General features: G+C 67.5%; 10 protein-coding genes. 4 read left to right on the forward strand and 6 right to left on the reverse strand.

Annotated features, from left to right (window positions below):
- Positions 1-363 (reverse strand): IclR family transcriptional regulator (locus QN345_RS07210; RefSeq protein WP_323508538.1); only part of this gene is annotated, 363 nt, incomplete at its 3' end.
- Positions 364-536: 173 nt separating this feature from the next.
- Between QN345_RS07210 and hutH the strand changes: the two genes are divergently transcribed.
- The 3 genes from hutH (at position 537) to QN345_RS07225 (ending at position 4237) form a co-directional block, all read left to right on the forward strand.
- Complete coding sequence (hutH, locus tag QN345_RS07215) at positions 537-2090, forward strand: histidine ammonia-lyase (RefSeq protein ID WP_241984975.1); 1554 nt, start codon at positions 537-539, stop codon at positions 2088-2090.
- 138 nt (positions 2091-2228) lie between these two features.
- Positions 2229-2876 (forward strand): response regulator, encoded by a 648-nt coding sequence (locus QN345_RS07220; RefSeq protein ID WP_134560427.1) that lies wholly within the window; start codon positions 2229-2231, stop codon positions 2874-2876.
- Positions 2877-2890: 14 nt separating this feature from the next.
- Entirely contained in the window at positions 2891-4237 is a 1347-nt protein-coding gene (locus QN345_RS07225; RefSeq protein WP_322189184.1) for a sensor histidine kinase, read from the forward strand.
- A 29-nt stretch (positions 4238-4266) separates the two neighbouring features.
- Here QN345_RS07225 and QN345_RS07230 read toward each other — a convergent pair whose 3' ends face one another.
- The 4 genes from QN345_RS07230 to QN345_RS07245 are packed head-to-tail and all read right to left on the reverse strand — an operon-like array spanning position 4267 to position 16618.
- The gene (locus QN345_RS07230) at positions 4267-7239 is read right to left on the reverse strand and encodes a multicopper oxidase domain-containing protein (RefSeq protein WP_322189182.1); all 2973 of its coding nucleotides are present in this window, start codon (positions 7237-7239) and stop codon (positions 4267-4269) included.
- 37 nt (positions 7240-7276) lie between these two features.
- The gene (locus QN345_RS07235; RefSeq protein WP_134560314.1) at positions 7277-8641 is read right to left on the reverse strand and encodes a multicopper oxidase domain-containing protein; all 1365 of its coding nucleotides are present in this window, start codon (positions 8639-8641) and stop codon (positions 7277-7279) included.
- Between the two features lie 5 nt (positions 8642-8646).
- On the reverse strand, positions 8647-10047 hold the full coding sequence (locus QN345_RS07240) for a multicopper oxidase domain-containing protein (RefSeq protein WP_322189180.1): 1401 nt from the start codon (positions 10045-10047) through the stop codon (positions 8647-8649).
- Entirely contained in the window at positions 10037-16618 is a 6582-nt protein-coding gene (locus QN345_RS07245) for an SdrD B-like domain-containing protein (protein ID WP_323508539.1), read from the reverse strand. Before QN345_RS07245 ends, QN345_RS07240 begins: the two co-directional genes overlap by 11 nt.
- On the opposite strand from QN345_RS07245, the gene QN345_RS07250 reads away from it, so the two are divergent.
- A complete protein-coding gene (locus QN345_RS07250) occupies positions 16617-16772 on the forward strand; it encodes a hypothetical protein (protein WP_322136769.1) in 156 nt (51 codons plus the stop codon). The genes QN345_RS07245 and QN345_RS07250 overlap by 2 nt on opposite strands.
- Positions 16773-17067: 295 nt before the next feature.
- Here QN345_RS07250 and QN345_RS07255 read toward each other — a convergent pair.
- The coding region (locus tag QN345_RS07255) for a hypothetical protein (RefSeq protein ID WP_323508540.1) at positions 17068-17516 on the reverse strand (449 nt) is incomplete at its 5' end.

A 17516-nucleotide genomic window follows, 5' to 3' on the forward strand; every position in this document is an offset into this window, starting at 1 on the left:
CGCGCGCTCCTCGACGAGGTAGACCACGTCCCGGCCGTGCAGCACGACGAGGTGCGCGCTCTCGCCGAGCCGGTCGACGAGCTGCGCGACGAGGGGGCGGCCGAGGTGGGACAGCGGCTGCTGGCGGGAGAATCCGGTGCTGAGCTCGAAGGCCGCGACGCCGAGGCCGTAGCGGCGTTCCTCGGGGAGGTGCACGACGAAACCCTGCTCGACGAGCACGGCGAGCAGCTGGTACACCGTCGACCGCGGCAGGTCGAGGGCCGTCGCGATCGCGCTCGCCCGGGCCGGACCTCGCTGGGCGGCAAGGTGGGAGAGCAGCCGCAGGGTGTTCCGGGCGGCAGGGACCTTCGGTGTGACCACCATCCGGTTGCCCCTTTCCTGCCGGCCTCGTGCGCCAGATGTCCGGTATACCGGACAGATTCGAGTGTATCCGTGTCCCCTGGCGGCCGCGCAGGGTGTGCAATCGAAACATGAGCCACACCGAAGAATCCGTCACCGCGGGCATCCACCCGGCCGCAGCATCCACCGCCACACGCATCACAGCCACAGCCACAGCCACGGTCACCGTCGGAGCTGGCGCGGTCTCGTTCGCCGACGTCGTCGCCGTCGCCCGCCTCGACGCGCGCATCGTGCTCGATCCGGCCGCGCTCGCCGGCGTTGCGGAAACCCGTGCCATCATCGACGGGCTTGCGAGCGACGTGAATCCGCACTACGGCATCTCCACCGGCTTCGGCGCGCTCGCGTCGACGTTCATCACGAGCGACCGCCGCGCCCAGCTGCAGGCGAGCCTCGTGCGCTCCCACGCCGCCGGCAGCGGGCCGGAGGTCGAACGCGAGGTCGTGCGCTCGCTCATGCTGCTGCGGCTCTCGACCCTGATGACCGGACGCACCGGAGTGCGCCCCGCGACGGCCGAGGCCTATGCCGCCGTGCTCAACGCCGGCATCACCCCGGTCGTGCACGAATACGGGTCGCTCGGTTGCTCGGGCGACCTCGCCCCGCTCGCCCACTGCGCCCTCGCGGTGATGGGCGAGGGCCGGGTGCGCGACGCCAGCGGCACACTGATGGGCGGCGGGGAGGCCCTCGCCGCGGCCGGAATCACCCCGGTCGTGCTCGCCGAGAAGGAAGGCCTCGCCCTGATCAACGGCACCGACGGCATGCTCGGCATGCTCGTCCTCGCCCTGACCGACCTGAGCCGACTCCTCACGACCGCCGATATCGCCGCGGCGATGAGCGTCGAGGCGCTGCTCGGCACGGATGCGACCTTCGCCGCCGACCTGCAGGCGCTGCGGCCCCAGCTCGGCCAGGCTGCGAGCGCCGGCAACCTCCGCGCGATCCTCGCGGGCTCCCCCCTGCTCGCCTTCCACGCCGGCCCGGAGGACCCCACCGTCCAGGACGCCTACTCGCTGCGCTGCTCCCCGCAGGTGCACGGCGCCGCCCGCGACACCGCAGACCACGCCGCCCTGATCGCCGGGCGCGAACTCGCGAGCGCGGTCGACAACCCGGTGGTCACCCTCGACGGCCGGGTGATGTCCAACGGCAACTTCCACGGCGCCCCGGTCGGCTACGTGCTCGACTTCCTCGCGATCGCCGCCGCGGACGTCGCGAGCATGAGCGAGCGCCGCACCGACCGTCACCTCGACGCGCACCGTAACAAGGGCCTGCCGCCGTTCCTCGCGCACGAGGTCGGCGTCGACTCCGGCCTGATGATCGCGCAGTACACCGCCGCCGGGATCGTCTCGGAGCTCAAGCGCCTCGCCGTGCCGGCCTCTGTCGACTCGATCCCGTCCTCGGCGATGCAGGAGGACCACGTCTCGATGGGGTGGGCCGCAGCCCGCAAGCTCCGCCGCTCCCTCGACGGTCTCGAGCGGGTGCTCGCGATCGAGATCATGACTGCCGCCCGGTCGCTCGACCTGCGCGCGCCGCTCATGCCGGGGGCCGCGACCGGCGCCGTGCGCGACCTCGTCCGCACCGTTGCCGAGGGTCCGGGGCACGACCGCTTCCTCTCCCCCGAGATCGAAGCCGTCGTTCAGATCGTCGCGACGGGCGCGGTCGCGGATGCCGCGGCATCCGTCACGGGGCCGCTGGCCTGAGTGCTCGACGGGCGCCCGGTTCGTCCCGAACGGGGGTATCGCGACGCATGGACGAACCGGCCAGGTGAGGCCATGATGATCACCTGATCACGCAGGTAGTCCAGTTCCCGACAGGGCAGCGACCGACCCGGGGGAACAATGATTCGCATCCTGCTCGCCGACGACCACACCACGTTCACCGAGCTGCTCGCAGGCGCGCTCAACCGGGAACCGGATCTCTGCACGGTTGGGACAGCCCAGAGCGCACGAAGAGCCGTCGAGTTGAGCCGGGAGCTCCAGCCCGATCTCATCGTCCTCGATTACCACCTGACGGACGGCAGCGGACTCGCCGCCGTCGCACTCATCCTCGCCCAGCGGCCGTCGACCCGGATTGTGATGCTCACCGGCGATCCCAGCCCGGAGGTGATCGAGCAGGCGGCGGCGCTCGGCGTGTGCGCCTTCCTCCCCAAGGATGGGTCCCTCGCCGGGCTCGTCGACACGATCCGTCACGCGCGGATCGGCTCCTTCTCGCTACACCCCTCCCTCATGGTTCAGCTCAGCACCCAACGGCAGTCCCGGATCCTGGAACAGCCGTCAACGTCGCTCACACGTCGCGAGCTGGACGTACTCGCCCTGATGGCCGAGGGCACTGAGGTTCGGGTCAACGCCCAGATCCTCGGAATCTCCGAAAACACCTGCCGCGGCTATGTGAAGTCGATTCTCGCCAAGCTCGACGCGCACTCGCAGCTTCAGGCCGTGGTCAACGCGACGAAACTGGGCCTCCTGGAGGTGCGGGAGCATGCGTAGTCCAGCATGCGACGATGGCTAAGATCCGTCATCGCCGCGACGCACGCGACCGGGGATGGCTCCGCGACCGGGGTGGGGCCGCTGATTCATCGGAGGTGCGGAGCGCCGTCCTGCGTTTCCTCGCCATCGGTGTGATCACACTCGTTGCCGTACTGATTCCGGTGTACGCCTGGATCCACGGCCAGGCCGAGCAGCGTGCCCTCGCCGAAGCCATACTGCGCACTCATCAACTCGCCGATTTCACGGTGGGCCCGCTCCTGGACGATGCCGTCCGGGCCGGAGACGCATCGGCGATCAGTCGTGTGGATTCCGGGGTCAGGCCGTGGATGGCAGACGGCTCCCTGGTGCGGGTCAAGATCTGGAGCGGCGACGGGAAGATCCTGTATTCGGACAGCGCGGACCTGATCGGCGACACGTATCCCCTCCCGGCGTGGAGCCCCGACCTCCTCTCCGGGGGGCGGGAACACGCCTGGCTCGGCCAGCCGAACGGCCTGGACACCGTGAACGAGGCGGCGGCAGGCGAGCTGGTCGAGATCAACGTCCGCGCAACGGATGCCGCGGGATGGCCGGTCATCTTCGAGGCGTATTTTGACGATGAGGCCGTTCAGAACGCCCAATCCCGGCTGATGCTGGACGTGCTCCCGGTGCTCGTGGTCTCGCTCGTCCTGCTGCAGATGGCGCAGCTCCTTCCTGCGATCGGACTTGCCCGCCGGATCCAGGCCGGCCAGACATCCCGAAGGCGCCTGGTACAACACGCCATCGTCGCGTCCGACTTCGAAAGAAGAAGAATCGCCCGGGAGCTCCACGACGAGGTGATCCAGGACCTCGCCGGCCTGTCGTACGCCCTGGAAGCGGAGGAGCGGCATGGTGCGAGTGAGCGGCGCGCGCTCACCGGGCAGGCCCGTGGGATCCTCCTGCGGAATCTGCGTACCCTGCGCGCCATCACCACCGAACTGTATCCGCCGGACCTGGAGCGCCTCGGTCTCAACGAGGCGCTCCGGCGCCTTCTTGACCACGTGGCCGATACCGGCATTGTCGTGCACTCCGAGTTGTCGCCGGATGTCCCGTCAGACAAGGACCGGATCGCCGTGCTGTACCGCGTCGCCAGGGAGGCCCTCGCCAACGTCGTCAAGCATTCCCGCGCCTCCGTCGTCGACCTCGTCATCACCGGGGACGCTGTGACGACGAGCCTGTCGATCCGGGACAACGGTCGTGGCTTCGACCCGGCGGCGGCGGCCCCCGGTGGGCACCTGGGACTGCGGATCATGCGCGACACGGTGCAGATGACGGAAGGGTCCCTCTCCATCACGTCCGCCGTCGGAGAGGGAACCACCGTCCTGGTGCGGATTCGCCGGGCCTGACCAGAACCGGCCCCCGCACGGCCTCTCCGCTACGGGACATCGAAGGCGTCCAGGTCCTGGTTGGCGGTGGTGAGGCCGTGAGCGGTGCCATCGAAGTAGACCGACCAGGTGCCCGCGTTGTAGTAGATGACGTCCTCGTCCTGGACCGCCCCCAGAACCGGCACGGTCGTCGTGTCAGCGCTGAAGGACAGGTAGAAGTGGGTGGCATCCACGCGCACGAACCCGTCCACGTTCGCGGCGGCCGGCAGGCCGTACGGTGCGGCGCTCGCATCGATCACCCGGCTGTACGCGGTCCCGTTCCAGCTATAGACGTCGGCATCATCGGCGGTACCACCCACACCGGGCGGGTTCGAGTTACCCAGTGTGGAGAAGTACAGCGTGGAACCGACGACGCTGATCGCGTCCACGTCCAGGTTGTTGTTACCGCCCAGGCCATGCGCACTGCCCGTGAAGAACAGCGACCAGGAAGTGCCGTTGAAGAAGACGACGTCCTCGTCCTGCACAACGCCGATCCCCGGCACGTTCACCGGGTCCGCGAACGACACATAGAACTGGGTAGGACTGACCCGGTCGAAACCATCAACGTTGGCAGCGCCCGGCAGGTTGTACGGCGCGATACTCGCGTCGATCACCCTGCTGAACGCGGTACCGCTCCAGGAATAGATGTCCGCGTCATCGGCCGTGCCGGCCACCCCGGCCGGGTTCGTGTTGCCCAGCGTGGAGAACGACAGTGCCGCCTGCACCTGGAGCACCGCCGACGCGGTCACACTCCAGTTCCCGGCTGCATCCCGCACCCGCACCGTCAGGGTGCGGGCACCCTCGCTGAACCCTCGCGCATCGATGGTCGAAGACACGGTCCACGGGCCCGTCCCGGTGACCGTCATCGCTGTCGCGTTGCCGACACCAGGATCGGCACCGGTGAACCACTCGGCACGCGTGACACCCGTGCCGGCATCCGTCGCCTGCGCCGTCAGGGTCACCGAAGCGGCACCCCCGGTCGGGTTCGGTGTCACCGTGACCGCACTCACCGCAGGCTTGACCTTATCGATCACCAGGGTCGTCGTCGCCACCGCACCCCAGTTACCCGCCGCATCCTTCGCATGCACCGAAATGGTGTGGTTGCCGTCTGCGAGCAGGGCGATGGTTGCCAGTGGGATCTCGAAGTAGCCGGCCTCGGAGGGGCTGTTGTACACGGCGTCCGTTGCCCTGACCACGATGCCTGAGCCATTGGCGGTGACCGTGTCGAGGAATGCCTCGGCTGAACTGATGGTGCTGTTCACGGTGGCCGCGATCGGATCGGCCATGGTCGCCACGGTCACCCGGATGGCCGAAGGGCTGCCGTTGAACGCGAGCGTGCCGTTGTTGGGTGTCGGCGCTACCGAGACGCCCGAGGTGGTGGGCGCGGTCTTGTCGACCACCAGACTGATGGTGACCGGCGCGCCCCAGTTGCCCGCTGCGTCCTGGCTGTGGACCGAGACGACATGGGTGCCTTCGGCGAGCGCGTTCACGGTCGCCGCAGGGATGGTGGCGTCCAGGCTGGCGGTCGGTGCGGCAGTGTTGACCGCCAGCGCCGGTCCCGAACCATTGGGTCCGACGGCATCGATGAAGTACTCGGCCGCAGTGATGTTCGAGCCGCCTGTCGCGGTGTCGTCCCCGGTGGCGTGGACGGCGATGACGGCAGCCCCTGCCCCGTTCGTGAGACTGGGTGCCAGTGACGGGGACTTCGTGGTCGGTCCGGTGGCGTCGCCGCCGGTGACCAGCACAGAGCTGAAGAACCCCCGGTTGCCGACGGAGTCCTGGCCTCTCACGTAGACGATGTGCTGGCCGGAGGGAATGGACACCGAGGCGGTGACGTTCACGCTGCCGGCCCCACTGCCCGTCATCGGGAGGCCCGTGCCGGTCACGGTGTCGATGAAGTATTCGGCCCCCGCGATGCTCGACCCACCGGTGGTGGTGTCATTGACGGTGGCGCTCAGGGTGCCTGCCGCGAAAGCGACAGAGCTGGTGGCCGGTCCGCTGGTGTCCGGCCCCGCCACACCGCTCGCGGGGACCGTCACAAAGGTGAGCATCCCGCCGGCGCCGGCCGCGTTGCTGTTGTGCAGCAGCAGGCTGCCGTCGTAGATCGGCAACCGGTTCAGCGAGGCAGTCGCGGCAGGGGTCGTGACGACGGCGTCCGCCGTCTGGCCGGGACCGAAGGTCTCCGCAATGTAGTGACGCGAGTACTTCAGGGGACTGCCGTCCAGGGCGATGACCTTCTGGTCTGTGCCCAGTGAGGCCAGTGAGTGGTACAGGCTGCCCGCATTGACGTACCGGAGCAGGACTTTGTTGCCCGCGGCTGTCGCCGGGATCGGGTCGGTGTTCGGGTAGGCCTTCCCGTTGATCAGGGAGTACCGGGGAGCGTACTTGCGCATGTCGAAGGCCGCCGGGTTGGCGGCGTTGTTGAGTGCCGGGTCGATCTCACTGATGACCAGGACTGCCTCGTCGTCGAACGCGGTGGTCGCGTCGTATGCCTGACCCGATATCGCGGGACGGACGATCAGCGCGCCATAGAGACCCATCGCCACCTGGTGCTGGCCGTTCGGAACCAGTCCGGCCTCATAGAGGTACGTGCCAGGACGGCTGGCCGTGAAGGTGTACGAGGTGGATGCCCCTGGTGCGGCACCAACGCGGTCCGGCACCATTTGCTGCCCTTGGAAGAGCAGGGCCGTGCTTTCCGTCAGCTGGTTGTGCAGCGTGACGGTGACCGTGTCGCCGGCGTTGACGCACAGTGTCGGCCCGCCGGGCCGGCTCACGCTGGAACCGGCGGTGGCGCTGTAGCCCCAGACAGCGACGCTCTGGGTCCCCAGGGTCGTGGATCCCGAGGCCGCGTACAGGTCACCCGGCGCGGTGCAGGGCGCGGCTGCGGCCTGTGCCGCCGTTGCCGGCGCGAGGAGCGCCACCAGTACGGCCAGCCCTCCTCCCGCCACCAGCCCGGTCACGAGAGCGGAGACGGTTTTCTTCATGCTCTTCCGGTGAGACATGGTTCTTCACCCTTCCTGGTCAACCGCAGCTGTTGGGCGTCGGCGGATCGATGCGCATGTAAGTGATCGGTCCGGTCATGTTCGTGCCCCACGACGTGATCTGGAACAGGGCGTGGTTGTGGGAGATGATGTAGTACTCGCCGCACTGGTTCACGCTCTGGATGCCGGGCGGCAGGGCCTCCTTGGTCCCGAGGTAGGGACTTCCGCTGTAGAAGACGCCGATCGATTGGTCGGCCAGCGACGGAACCGTCACGGGGACCGGGTTGGACGGGGAGTAATTCTCGGCGTCGTACCACTTGAAGATCACGTCCCAGGTCTGCCCAGGGCCGATGTTGATGGCGAACTTCTCGAAGGCGAGGTCCTCCCCCGTCGGGCCCTCCAGCGGGCGGCCATCCCTGGCCACGACGAGGCCGTTGTTGCCGTGCGGGTGGAACGGATAGTCTTCGGTGCCCACGTTCAGGTAGCGGGCCATCCCGGGCTGGTCGACCGGGACTGCCGTGCGGTCGAATTCACCCACCTGCGCGAGCGCACCGTACGGCTGCGCCGGAAGCCAGCTGGCCCCGTTGTCGGCGATGCTGTCCGGGTAACCGCGCCCATTGATCAGCCAATACCGCGGGTGGTAGTTGTTCATGTTGAAGCTCTTGCCGTTCTCCACCGCCTGGTGCTGGTAGGGGTCGATCTCGCTCAGGAGCACCATGAATTCCTCGGCGGGATTGAAGCGGCTGTCCGCCCGGTTGTTGGCGTACTCGCTCGCGACCGAGCCGGCCGCTCCACCCGATGGAACGGCCGACGGGCGCACGATCAGGGCCCCGAACAGGCCCATCCGGACCTGTTTCTCGGGGTTGGTCCCCGACTCGTACACGAAGGTGCCCGGGTTGGCGGCCACGAAGCTGTATGTGACGGTCCCGCCTCCGGCCGCGGCTGTGGTGGTCAGCGAGGTGATCGCGCTTGAGCCTGTGGACTCCGGTTGCGCCGGGGTCCCGTTGGCCAGGACATTCGTCTGGCCCGGAAAGGCGATCGAGGCGGCCTCAGGCAGGGTGTTGCGCAAGATCACGGTGACCGTGTCGCCGGCGTTGACGCACAGCACAGGACCCGGGTGTTGGAACGCGCCGAACCCACTGGAGTACCCCCACATGAAGGCGGTGTTTCCGTCGGGCAGGCTGATGTATCCGGTCCTGGTCGTCAGGTTGAAGATCGGGGTGGTGGCACCTCCCCCGACCCCGGTGGTGCAGGCGATACCGACCCGTGGTGGGGTCACGGCGATCGCCGGCTGGGTGAACGTGGCCATCGTGGCCCCGACCAGGGTCAGGGCGAGCAGCAGCGCCGCCCGGCGCACACCGCGGGCGCGAATCTTCGCAGGCAACACGGCATTCCCTTTCATCATGGCTCTCAGACTCCCAAGTCGTTCGGATAGGCCTGCGCGCGGAGGCCGCCGGGAGCGTACACGCGGATCTCGGTGGCCTGGCCACCCATTCCGCCCGGGGCCAGGTTGTTCGTCGCGGGGTAGTTGCGGTTGTAGAGCATGTACGTGTCGAAACCCGGCCCCGTGTGCCCCGGTGCGATGAAGACCACATCGAAGCTCTCACCGGGGCCGATGTTGATCGTCTCGGTCTCATAGGACGTGTCGGTGCCGTCGCGTCCACGCATCGGGGTGGCATCGCGGCCGACCACGCGCATCCGGATCCCGGCCAGGGTCATCGCTTGCTCCCGGAATCCGAGGTTCGCGAACCGGAGCGCGACCGTCTCTCCGGCATTGCAGTTCACCAGCGAAGACTGCGGCTGGTATTGCAGCTCGGGATGCCCAACGGGGGCGACCAGGTCGCCGGAAACGGGGTCGGTCTGCACTGCAAGAGCGTGAATGGATGCCGCCGCATCGATCGGGGCATTGGGGGCGATGGTGTCCGGGTAGACCCGCCCGTTGAGGAGGCCGAAGTCGGCCCGGTAATCGCTCCACTGCGGCAGCTGGATATGAGCATCCGCCCAGTGCGCCTCGGCCCACACCTCCGACAGGAACATCGCAAACTCGCGGTCGAAGCCGGTCGAGCCGTCACCGTCGTTGTAGATGAACTGGGTGTGGCCACCGATGTTCTGGCCGTCCTGCAGGGGACGGACGAACACCAGACCGGTCATGCCCATCTGGACGTGCTCGACATCCTCGACGTGGCAGTGGAACATGTAGGTCCCCGGCTCGCGGGGCCGGTACACGTAGGAGAAGACACGTCCGGTCCTCACGGCCACCGACCCGGACGGTTCACCGTCGAAGAACGGGATCACGTTGCGGAACCCATGCCAGTGCAGGGTGTGGGCGTCGAACAGGTCCGGCCGCAACGCCAGGCCCAGGTTGGTCAGCTGCACGGTGAAATCGACCGGGTGGGCCGGGTCGAATTGCTTCGTCCAGAACATCGGAGCGGAGTGCTGGGCCTTGTTCTTCTGGTTCGTCCTCGCCGTGTCGCTCAGGCCGGTGACGTTGCGGAACCCGAAGATGTAGGTCGTGAACGGGTCCGGCGCGAGGACGTCGGGGTGGAACGGTGGGATGGCCGGGGTCTTCGGGAGGAAAATCCACCCGTCTGTGCCGGCCAGGTAGAGGTCCGGATCCCCGATGGCCGCAATGGCGGCCTCGGGAAGCAGGACATTGCCCGCCCAGACGCCGGTCCCGACGATGGCCACCGCGCCGCCGGCGAACTTGAGGAGGTCGCGTCGGCTGAAAGGCTGTTTGAAGATCATTCCCGTGTCTCCCTTGGGATCGGAGGTGCCGTTGCGGTGTGCGTTGTCGATCGGGTCAGGGGACATCGAAGGCATCCACATTGAAGTCGCCGTTGCCGCCGAGGCCCTGCGCCGTGCCGTCGAAGTAGACCGACCAGACGCCGTTGTTGTAATACACGACGTCTTCGTCCTGAACCGCCCCCAGCGTCGGGACGGTCGTGTTGCCGGCGCTGAACGACATGTAGAAGTGGGTGGCGTCCACCCGCACGAAGCCATCGATGTCGGCGTTGGTCGGCAGGTTGTATGGCGCCGTGCTCCTGTCGATCACCCTGCTGTATGCGGTGCCGTTCCAGCTGTAGATGTCGCCGTTGTCTGCGGAACCTCCCACACCTGGCGGGTTCGAGTTGCCCACAGTGGAGAAGTACAGGATTCCGCCGACGACGCTGATCGCGTCGAGGTCCAGGTTGTCGTTGCCGCCCAGACCGTGGACGCTGCCGTCGAAGTAGAGCGACCAGGTGCCCGCGTTGAAGTAGACGACGTCCTCGTCCTGCACGTTCCCGATGCCGGGCACGGCGACCTGCCCGGTGAAGGAGAGATAGAAGTGGGTGTCGTCGACCCGGTCGTAGCCGTCGACATTGGCACCGGTCGGCAAGCCGTATGGTGCGGTCGTCACGTCATGGACCCGACCGAACGTGCTGCCGGTCCAGCGGTAGATGTCCGCGTCGTCCGCGGTGCCACCGACGCCGGGCGGGTTGCTGTTCCCTTGCGTCGAGAAGAACAGCGACTGGCCGGCCGGCGGTGCTGCCGGCGGCAGCGCGCCGCCGGCGAACGAGATCGCGTCCAGATCGAGGTTGGCCGACGTGTCCAGACCGTGTGCGCCACCGTTGAAGTAGATCGACCAGGCGCCGTCGAAATAGACCACGTCCTCGTCGTCCACCGCGCCGACACCCGGAACCGTGGTGGTCGTGTTACTGAACGACAGGTAGAAGTGGGTGGCGTCCCGCCAGATGAGGCCGTCGACGTTGGGGTTGGTCGCGCCGGTGGCCGACCCGCTGTTCGGCAGGTTGGTCGGCGCCGCCGTGGCATCCAGGACACGCACGTAGGAGCTGCCACCGTTCCAGCGGTAGACGTCGGCATTGTCGCCGGTGCCGCCCGCGCCCGGAGGAACGGCCGCGTTGTTCGTCGTGAGGTACAGCGTGTTCCCGATGACACTGATCGCGCCCATGTCGATGCCGCCCACGAGCCCGTGCGCGCTGCCGTCGAACCACAACGACCATGAGGTGCCGTCGAAGTACACGACGTCTTCGTCGGACACGCTGCCGATCCCGGGCAGGGTGACGTTCCCGGAGAACGAGGCATAGAAGTGGGTGGCATCCACTCGGGAGAAACCATCCGTGTCAGCACTGCTCGGGACGTTGTACGGCGCTGCAGACAGATCGATCGACCGGCTGAACGCGGTGCCGTTCCAGACGTGGATGTCGGCGTCGTCAGCGGTGCCGGACACGCCGGGCGGGTTGGTGTTTCCTGCTGTCGAGAAGTACAGGTCCGAGGCAGGCGGAGGCGTTGTCGTCGCGCCGAACTCGTCCGCGCCGCTGTCGAAGCCGCCCAGTGCCGGCCGGGCCTGGTTGTCGAAGTCCGTGGCCGGCGCGTTCACGCCTGCTGTGCTTGCCGCGCCGAGGTTGCAGGCGGGTGAGCCGGGGCAGGCGCCCAGGTGGTAGTTACCGAGCAGGTTCGGCGGCGCTTGCAGGGTGACGAGCGTGGCGTCCACGAACGCAGGGTTCTGACGCCACGTGGCGAAGGAAACGGAGACGTCATAGGTCGAGACCACTGCGGGATCGGCAGAGCTGTTAGTCGGACTGGTCGTGTACGCATGGGAAGCGGCGCTCTGCTGGACGACCGAGTTGGTCGGCGCGAGCACCCCGGTGCCGTCGGCCACACCGAGATCCCAGTTGTTGATGTCGGCTGCGCCGGCCAGGCCGATGCCGGTGACCGTTGTGCCTGCCCGGGTGCCGGCCCGGTTGTCCCAGAAGATGTTGTTGAACGACACCGGGTTGCTGAAGGTCGGCGAGCCGGCCGGGAGTGTGGCCTGCAGCTGGTCGCTGTTGGCCGAGGTCGCCAGGCCGGCAGGGGCCGGTTGGCCGTCCGAGGTCACCGCTGTGGCCGTCGTCAGGTTCTTCATGATCGTGTTGTTGTAGACCCGCACGTTCGGGGCGTCGTTGATGCCGACGCCGCCGCCCTCGTGGGTGGACACGTTGTTGACGATCATGTTGTTGTAGACATTCATCGGGAAGTTGCCGGCCATCAGGAAACGGATGCCGCCACCGTCGTCATTGGCCATGTTGGCCTGGATCTGGTTGGCGTAGATGTCCACCGGACCGGAACCGGGCGAGAGCGCACCGACTGTCGCCGGCAGTTGCCCGGCGATCATGATCGCTCCACCCTCGTCGTTGGACGAGTTGAAGTAGATGCGGTTGTGGTGGATCTTGCCGCCGGGGCTCAGGCCGTATGCGCTCAGCCCGCCGCCGTACTCCAGCGAGAAGTTGCCGCAGATGTCGTTGCCGGAGACCTCATAGCCGTCGGACCCTGCGAAGAGGCCGATGCCGCCCGCCAGGTTGGTGCCCGCGTTGGCAATGACCCGGTTGTTGGCGATCCGCACGTTCTCGTTGTGGTTGCTCGTGTTCGGCGCGGCCAGGTCTGGCGTTCCGATCCGGATGGTCCCGTAACCGCCGCCATTGTTCTGCACGACGTTGTTGGTGATCTGGAGGGAGCGCACGTACGCGTTGGCGAAGATGGCTCCGCCCTGCGTCGTGATGTTCGGCGGCAGGCCGGTCGGCCCGCCGGTGAGGGCGTCGATGTTGCCGGGGAAGCCCACCTGGTCGCCGCCGCGGATGTCGAAGCCATCGATTGCTGCCGTGAATCCGCTGGTGAACTGGCGTGCTGCACCCGGTGCCGTTGTGGCGTTCGCCGACGCCAGCACGTAGATCGCTTCGCCGTCGTTCACCGCCTGGTTGCCGTCCCAGGTCAGGCCGCCGACCTTGGTGAACCAGGCCGTTGCGAGGGCGGTGTCTCCGCCGAACGCGCCGGCGTCGATGATCGATCCCGGCACGAAGGTGGTGCCCTGGAAGCCGCCGGACCCGACACCCTGCAGCTTGACCGGAGAGGAGACGACCAGGTTCTCATAGTATGCGCCGCGGGGGTTGGCCGCGGTGGGCGTTGCCGGGTACACGATGACCAGGTCATCGCCGTTGTTGGCGAACGCGGCGTCCAGTGCGGCCTGGATCGTTGCGTGGGTGCGGCCGGGGCCGACCTCTCGAACGGCAGGGTTGTAGCCGGTTCCGAGCACATGGAAGCTGAGCCCGTTGATGGTGCTTTGCCCGTTGCCCGATGTGATCGTGAGCTGCTGCGCCCCGACCGGGGCTGCGACAGGCACGCTGGCTGTGATCGACGTGTCGCTCCACGCGGTGATGTCGAGCGTTGTCGTGCCCAGATTGACGTGGCCCGTGCCCTGGGCCGCGCCGAAGCCGGTCCCGGCGATGGTGAAGGAGCGGCTGCCCGTTGCGGCCACGTACGGTTGCGACACGCTCAGAAGCTGTGGTGTGGCGGCGTCGAGGGCGCAGGTCACCGCCGTGTTGACCCCGGTGGTCGGTGACCCGACATACACGCCGACCTGGGTCGGGGCGAGGTCGGTCGGAATGGTCACGCCGGGGAATGCCTCGAACTCGGTCGCGATCGAGCGATATCGGGGGTTGTAGTTTGCGTTCAGATGCCCGGGGACACCGGGGTCGTTGCCCACGAAGCGGTACATGTTGGCGCAGACACCCGAGGGGGTCGGGCAGCTGATGTGGTTCGTCGAGGGCAGCAGCACGTCGTACGCGCCGTTGAAATCGGACTCGACGGTCGTGACCAGCCGGTTGGCGAAGTCATAGATCCCGACCGGTGCGAAGGACACACCCGTCTTCTCCCCGAAGAGCGTGGACCGCGGGTCGGTGGAGAAGTTGATGTCGTCCACGATCAGGCCGCGCAGACGGGCCGGGACGGGGACATCCGTGAAGATGTTGAACATGGGCACGACGGACTTGCCGTTGTTCACCCGCACCAGTTTGGTGTCGCAGGTCGGCTTGGCTGCGCCTTCATAGGGCGACCCACCCATGCCCAGGAACGGGGGGTTCGAGACTGCTGTCGAGGCCGGCACGGTGACCCCGACGGGGACCCCGTTGGTGCCGTCGCCGACCACTGCGGGGTAGTTGTCCGTCTTGCTGCCCGCGAGGTCGACGGTGTGGAGCGTTCCTGCGCATGCCGGCGGCGGCACCTGCGGAACAATCTGATCGCCGTTGGCGATGTTGATGTCTGTCTCGCTGGTCACCTTGTACAGGGGGTCGCCGGTGGCATCCTGCGGGATAGCGATCTTGACCAGGTAATCGCCGCTTCCGAGCGGCTGGAAGGTTCCGCCGTCGCACACGGGGTTGGCCGGATCTGTGGCGATCAACGTGCCTGTGCAGGCGTCGGCGAAGCCATAGTTGCCGTCAACGGCCGCACCGAAGTTGGCCGCCGATGTGCCCTGGTCAGTCGGGTACGGCCCGAACTGAACGCCCTGGATGAAGCTTGAGATGCACTCTCCCGATGTCTCCTGATTCGGCGCGAGCACGTTCTCGTCGAAGGCCACGGAGTTGTCTGCGGCGTGGACGAGAGGCTTGCCGTCGACATCCCGGGCTACGCATCCGGTCGGGCGGCTCCAGTGTTCGGAGAGGTAGGTGTTCAGCAGCTTCCCCTTGGCCAACGACCCGTCCGGCGCGAGCTCGAACGCGTCGTTCGTGCCACCACACGGTGCGGTCGTCGTGCCGCAGTCGACCGTGGACCAGAGCTCAACGGGCACGTCGGAAACGCCAGGCTGCCAGTCCTCTGATGCGGCATATTGCGGGTCGAGCTCATTGCGGGTCGTGTCGTAGCTGACCGAGCCGACGATGCCGCCATTGCGGGGGTCGATGCCGTTGGCGCCTGTCGAATCGTAGGAGTGAACGCCCCAGTCCATCGTGCCGCTGAGGCCGATGATACTGAGCACGCTGACGTCGACGCCGGCGCCTTTCACCGTGGTCGGGGTCGGCTGGTTGTCTGACTGGTAGGTGACACCGGTCGTGTAGAAGGAGTTGTTGAAGTTTTCCATGACGGTCCACTCGCTGAGGGGGTATGCGCTCTCGAAGTGGTAATACCCGGTGCTGTCGGTGGTGACGAGGTTCGTCCCTCTGTCCATCAGCGAGTTGTCCTGCTTGCGCATGGTCAGCGTGAAGTTGGGCATGCCGGTCTCGCCCGGGTCTTTCACGCCGTTGCGATTGGTGTCGTTGAAGACGTACCCGTCGTATTCGGTCCACCAGCCGCTGTCCGGCAGATTACCCATCTTCACCGTCTCGCCGTTCTTCACGGTCACATTGACCGAGTCGAGGAAGTGGTTCTGCGGCTCGTCCCACCAGCTCAGGCTGTAGTTGCCGTCGGGCACGCCCGAGATGTCGAAGGTGCCGTCCGTGCCGCCGTGACCCACCCAGACTGCCTGGTCGCCGGCCTGCAGGTCGCTGAGCGAGAGCCACGGGTTGACGATCGGCTTGCCCATCTTGCTCCCGGTCAGACCGAGCCAGTGGTTGAAGTCGCCGCCCTTGGGCGGGCTGTACTGCTTGACGTTGACGACCGCGCCTGTGATGTGGCCCGAGCCGGCGGTCAGGGTGTTCGTGGGCTTCACGAATCCGAAGATCGGCCCGGGTACGGGTTCGCCGGCCAGCAGGGCCTCGGTGTCGTATCCGGTGCTGCCCTCCATCACCCAGGCGTCGAAGTCGTGGTTTCCTTCAAGGGTCGTGGTCTGGATCCAGGTCTGGTTGGGCGGGGCCGAGGCGGTGAGCGCGTAGCGGTTGCTTCCCAGGTGGGGCATGGTCAGGATGCCGTCGGCATCGCTGACGCAGTGGCCGCCTGACCCCGCGATCGGCACGGGGAGCATGCCCGCGTCGAGGCTGGCCAAGGGGATCACGTGGCTGATCGGGTCCTCACCCTGGTACACGGTGCACAGGGGGTTGCCATAGACGTCGGTCTGCACCTCGCCGAGGGTGTCGGCGATGTGGCCGGTGAAGCCGGCCAGGCCCGGCTCGCCCTGGTCGAGGGTCCCGTTGGTCGTCGCGCTGTCCTGGAAGATCTGCGCCCGGAGCGTCGAGTCGGGAAGGGGCGTCGGCTGCAGTTCGACGGTGACGAGACCCGGGTCGGCGAGCGGAACGGTGAAGTGCGCGCCGTCGATCTTGTAGCCGTCGGAGAGCACAGAGATCAGGTAACGCCCGTTCGGCAGGGCCAGGCCGCTGGCGAAGTCGGCTTGGTCGCCCTGGCGCACGATCGGGCTCGTGGTGTGCGGAGTCTCCCTGATCGACGTCCACTCGCAGGAGCCCGGATACCCGGCGTCGAGGGTGTTGCAGCCGGAACCGAGCGCCGGCGTCCGCTGGACGGTCGAACCGGTGTTGTCCTCGTTGATCATGTAGGTGAAGTTCGGGATGGCGGCACCCTTGGCGACTCCCGCACCCGAGAAGGCGCGAGGCTCCGTGCGTGCGCTGATCACGTTCAGCGTCAGGCTGCTCGTCGTCGCGGCCTCGGCGGGCAGCGCGGGCGGAGCCGAGAGCATCGCTATCGGCATGACCACGGCAGTGGCGGCGATCACAATCCGCTGCCACAGAGGCCGCCTCGACGGCGTGAACCCGGACAAGTCTCTCGTCGATTCCATGGTGACCTCCAACGTCTGGAAGGCTCCATGCTGGTCGGACGCGACCTGGCGACCAAGCCGCACCTGAGGGATGCTCGTCTCCCCAAAATTGGGGGGCGAGCACCCCTGCCCCCTGAATTGGGTGGTCGGGCACCCCCAGCGTGAGGCTTGTCGGCCCAGGGTGCGGTGGTCACGATGGGAGCCCATCCTCCCCGGAGTCCGGCGTGGCAAACCCCCGTGCCGCGCTTGTTGCCCGGGCCGGTCCGTGTCACGATGGCCGGGCATCGACCCGGTCGATCTGCCCGTCCATCACCCGAAGCTGGATTGCGGAGGCTCATGAGTGCACCACGAGGTGTCCGTCGGATCAGCCGCCGTGCGGAAACTCACCCGGCCTCCCGACTGGCGCCTCCGCTCGCAACGATCGCGATCGTCGTGCTCGTGATCACGGGGATGCCGACGCCGGCACGGGCGGACGCCGCGCAGCCCGTGGACCAGCCGGTTCCGGTTGCAACGACCGCAGTCACGCCGGATCCGATACCCACGCCCTCGCCCGATCCAACGCCTGCGACGACGACGACGGCGACGGCAACACCGACGGCGATACCGGAGCCCACGCCCACTCTGGCACCGTCGCCAGAGCCCGCGCCGACGGCGACGCCGGAACCAACGCCCGCTCCTCTTCCGACGTCGACACCGACGCCGACGCCCGAACCAACGCCCGCTCCTCTTCCGACGTCGACACCGACACCGACGGAGACCCCGGAACCAACGCCCACTCCGATTCCGGCGGCGACGGCGACCGCGGAACCCACGCCGACACTGTCGTCTACCC

It is taken from the genome of Cryobacterium sp. 10I1 (genome assembly GCF_035019805.1).
Classification (GTDB): domain Bacteria; phylum Actinomycetota; class Actinomycetes; order Actinomycetales; family Microbacteriaceae; genus Cryobacterium; species Cryobacterium glucosi.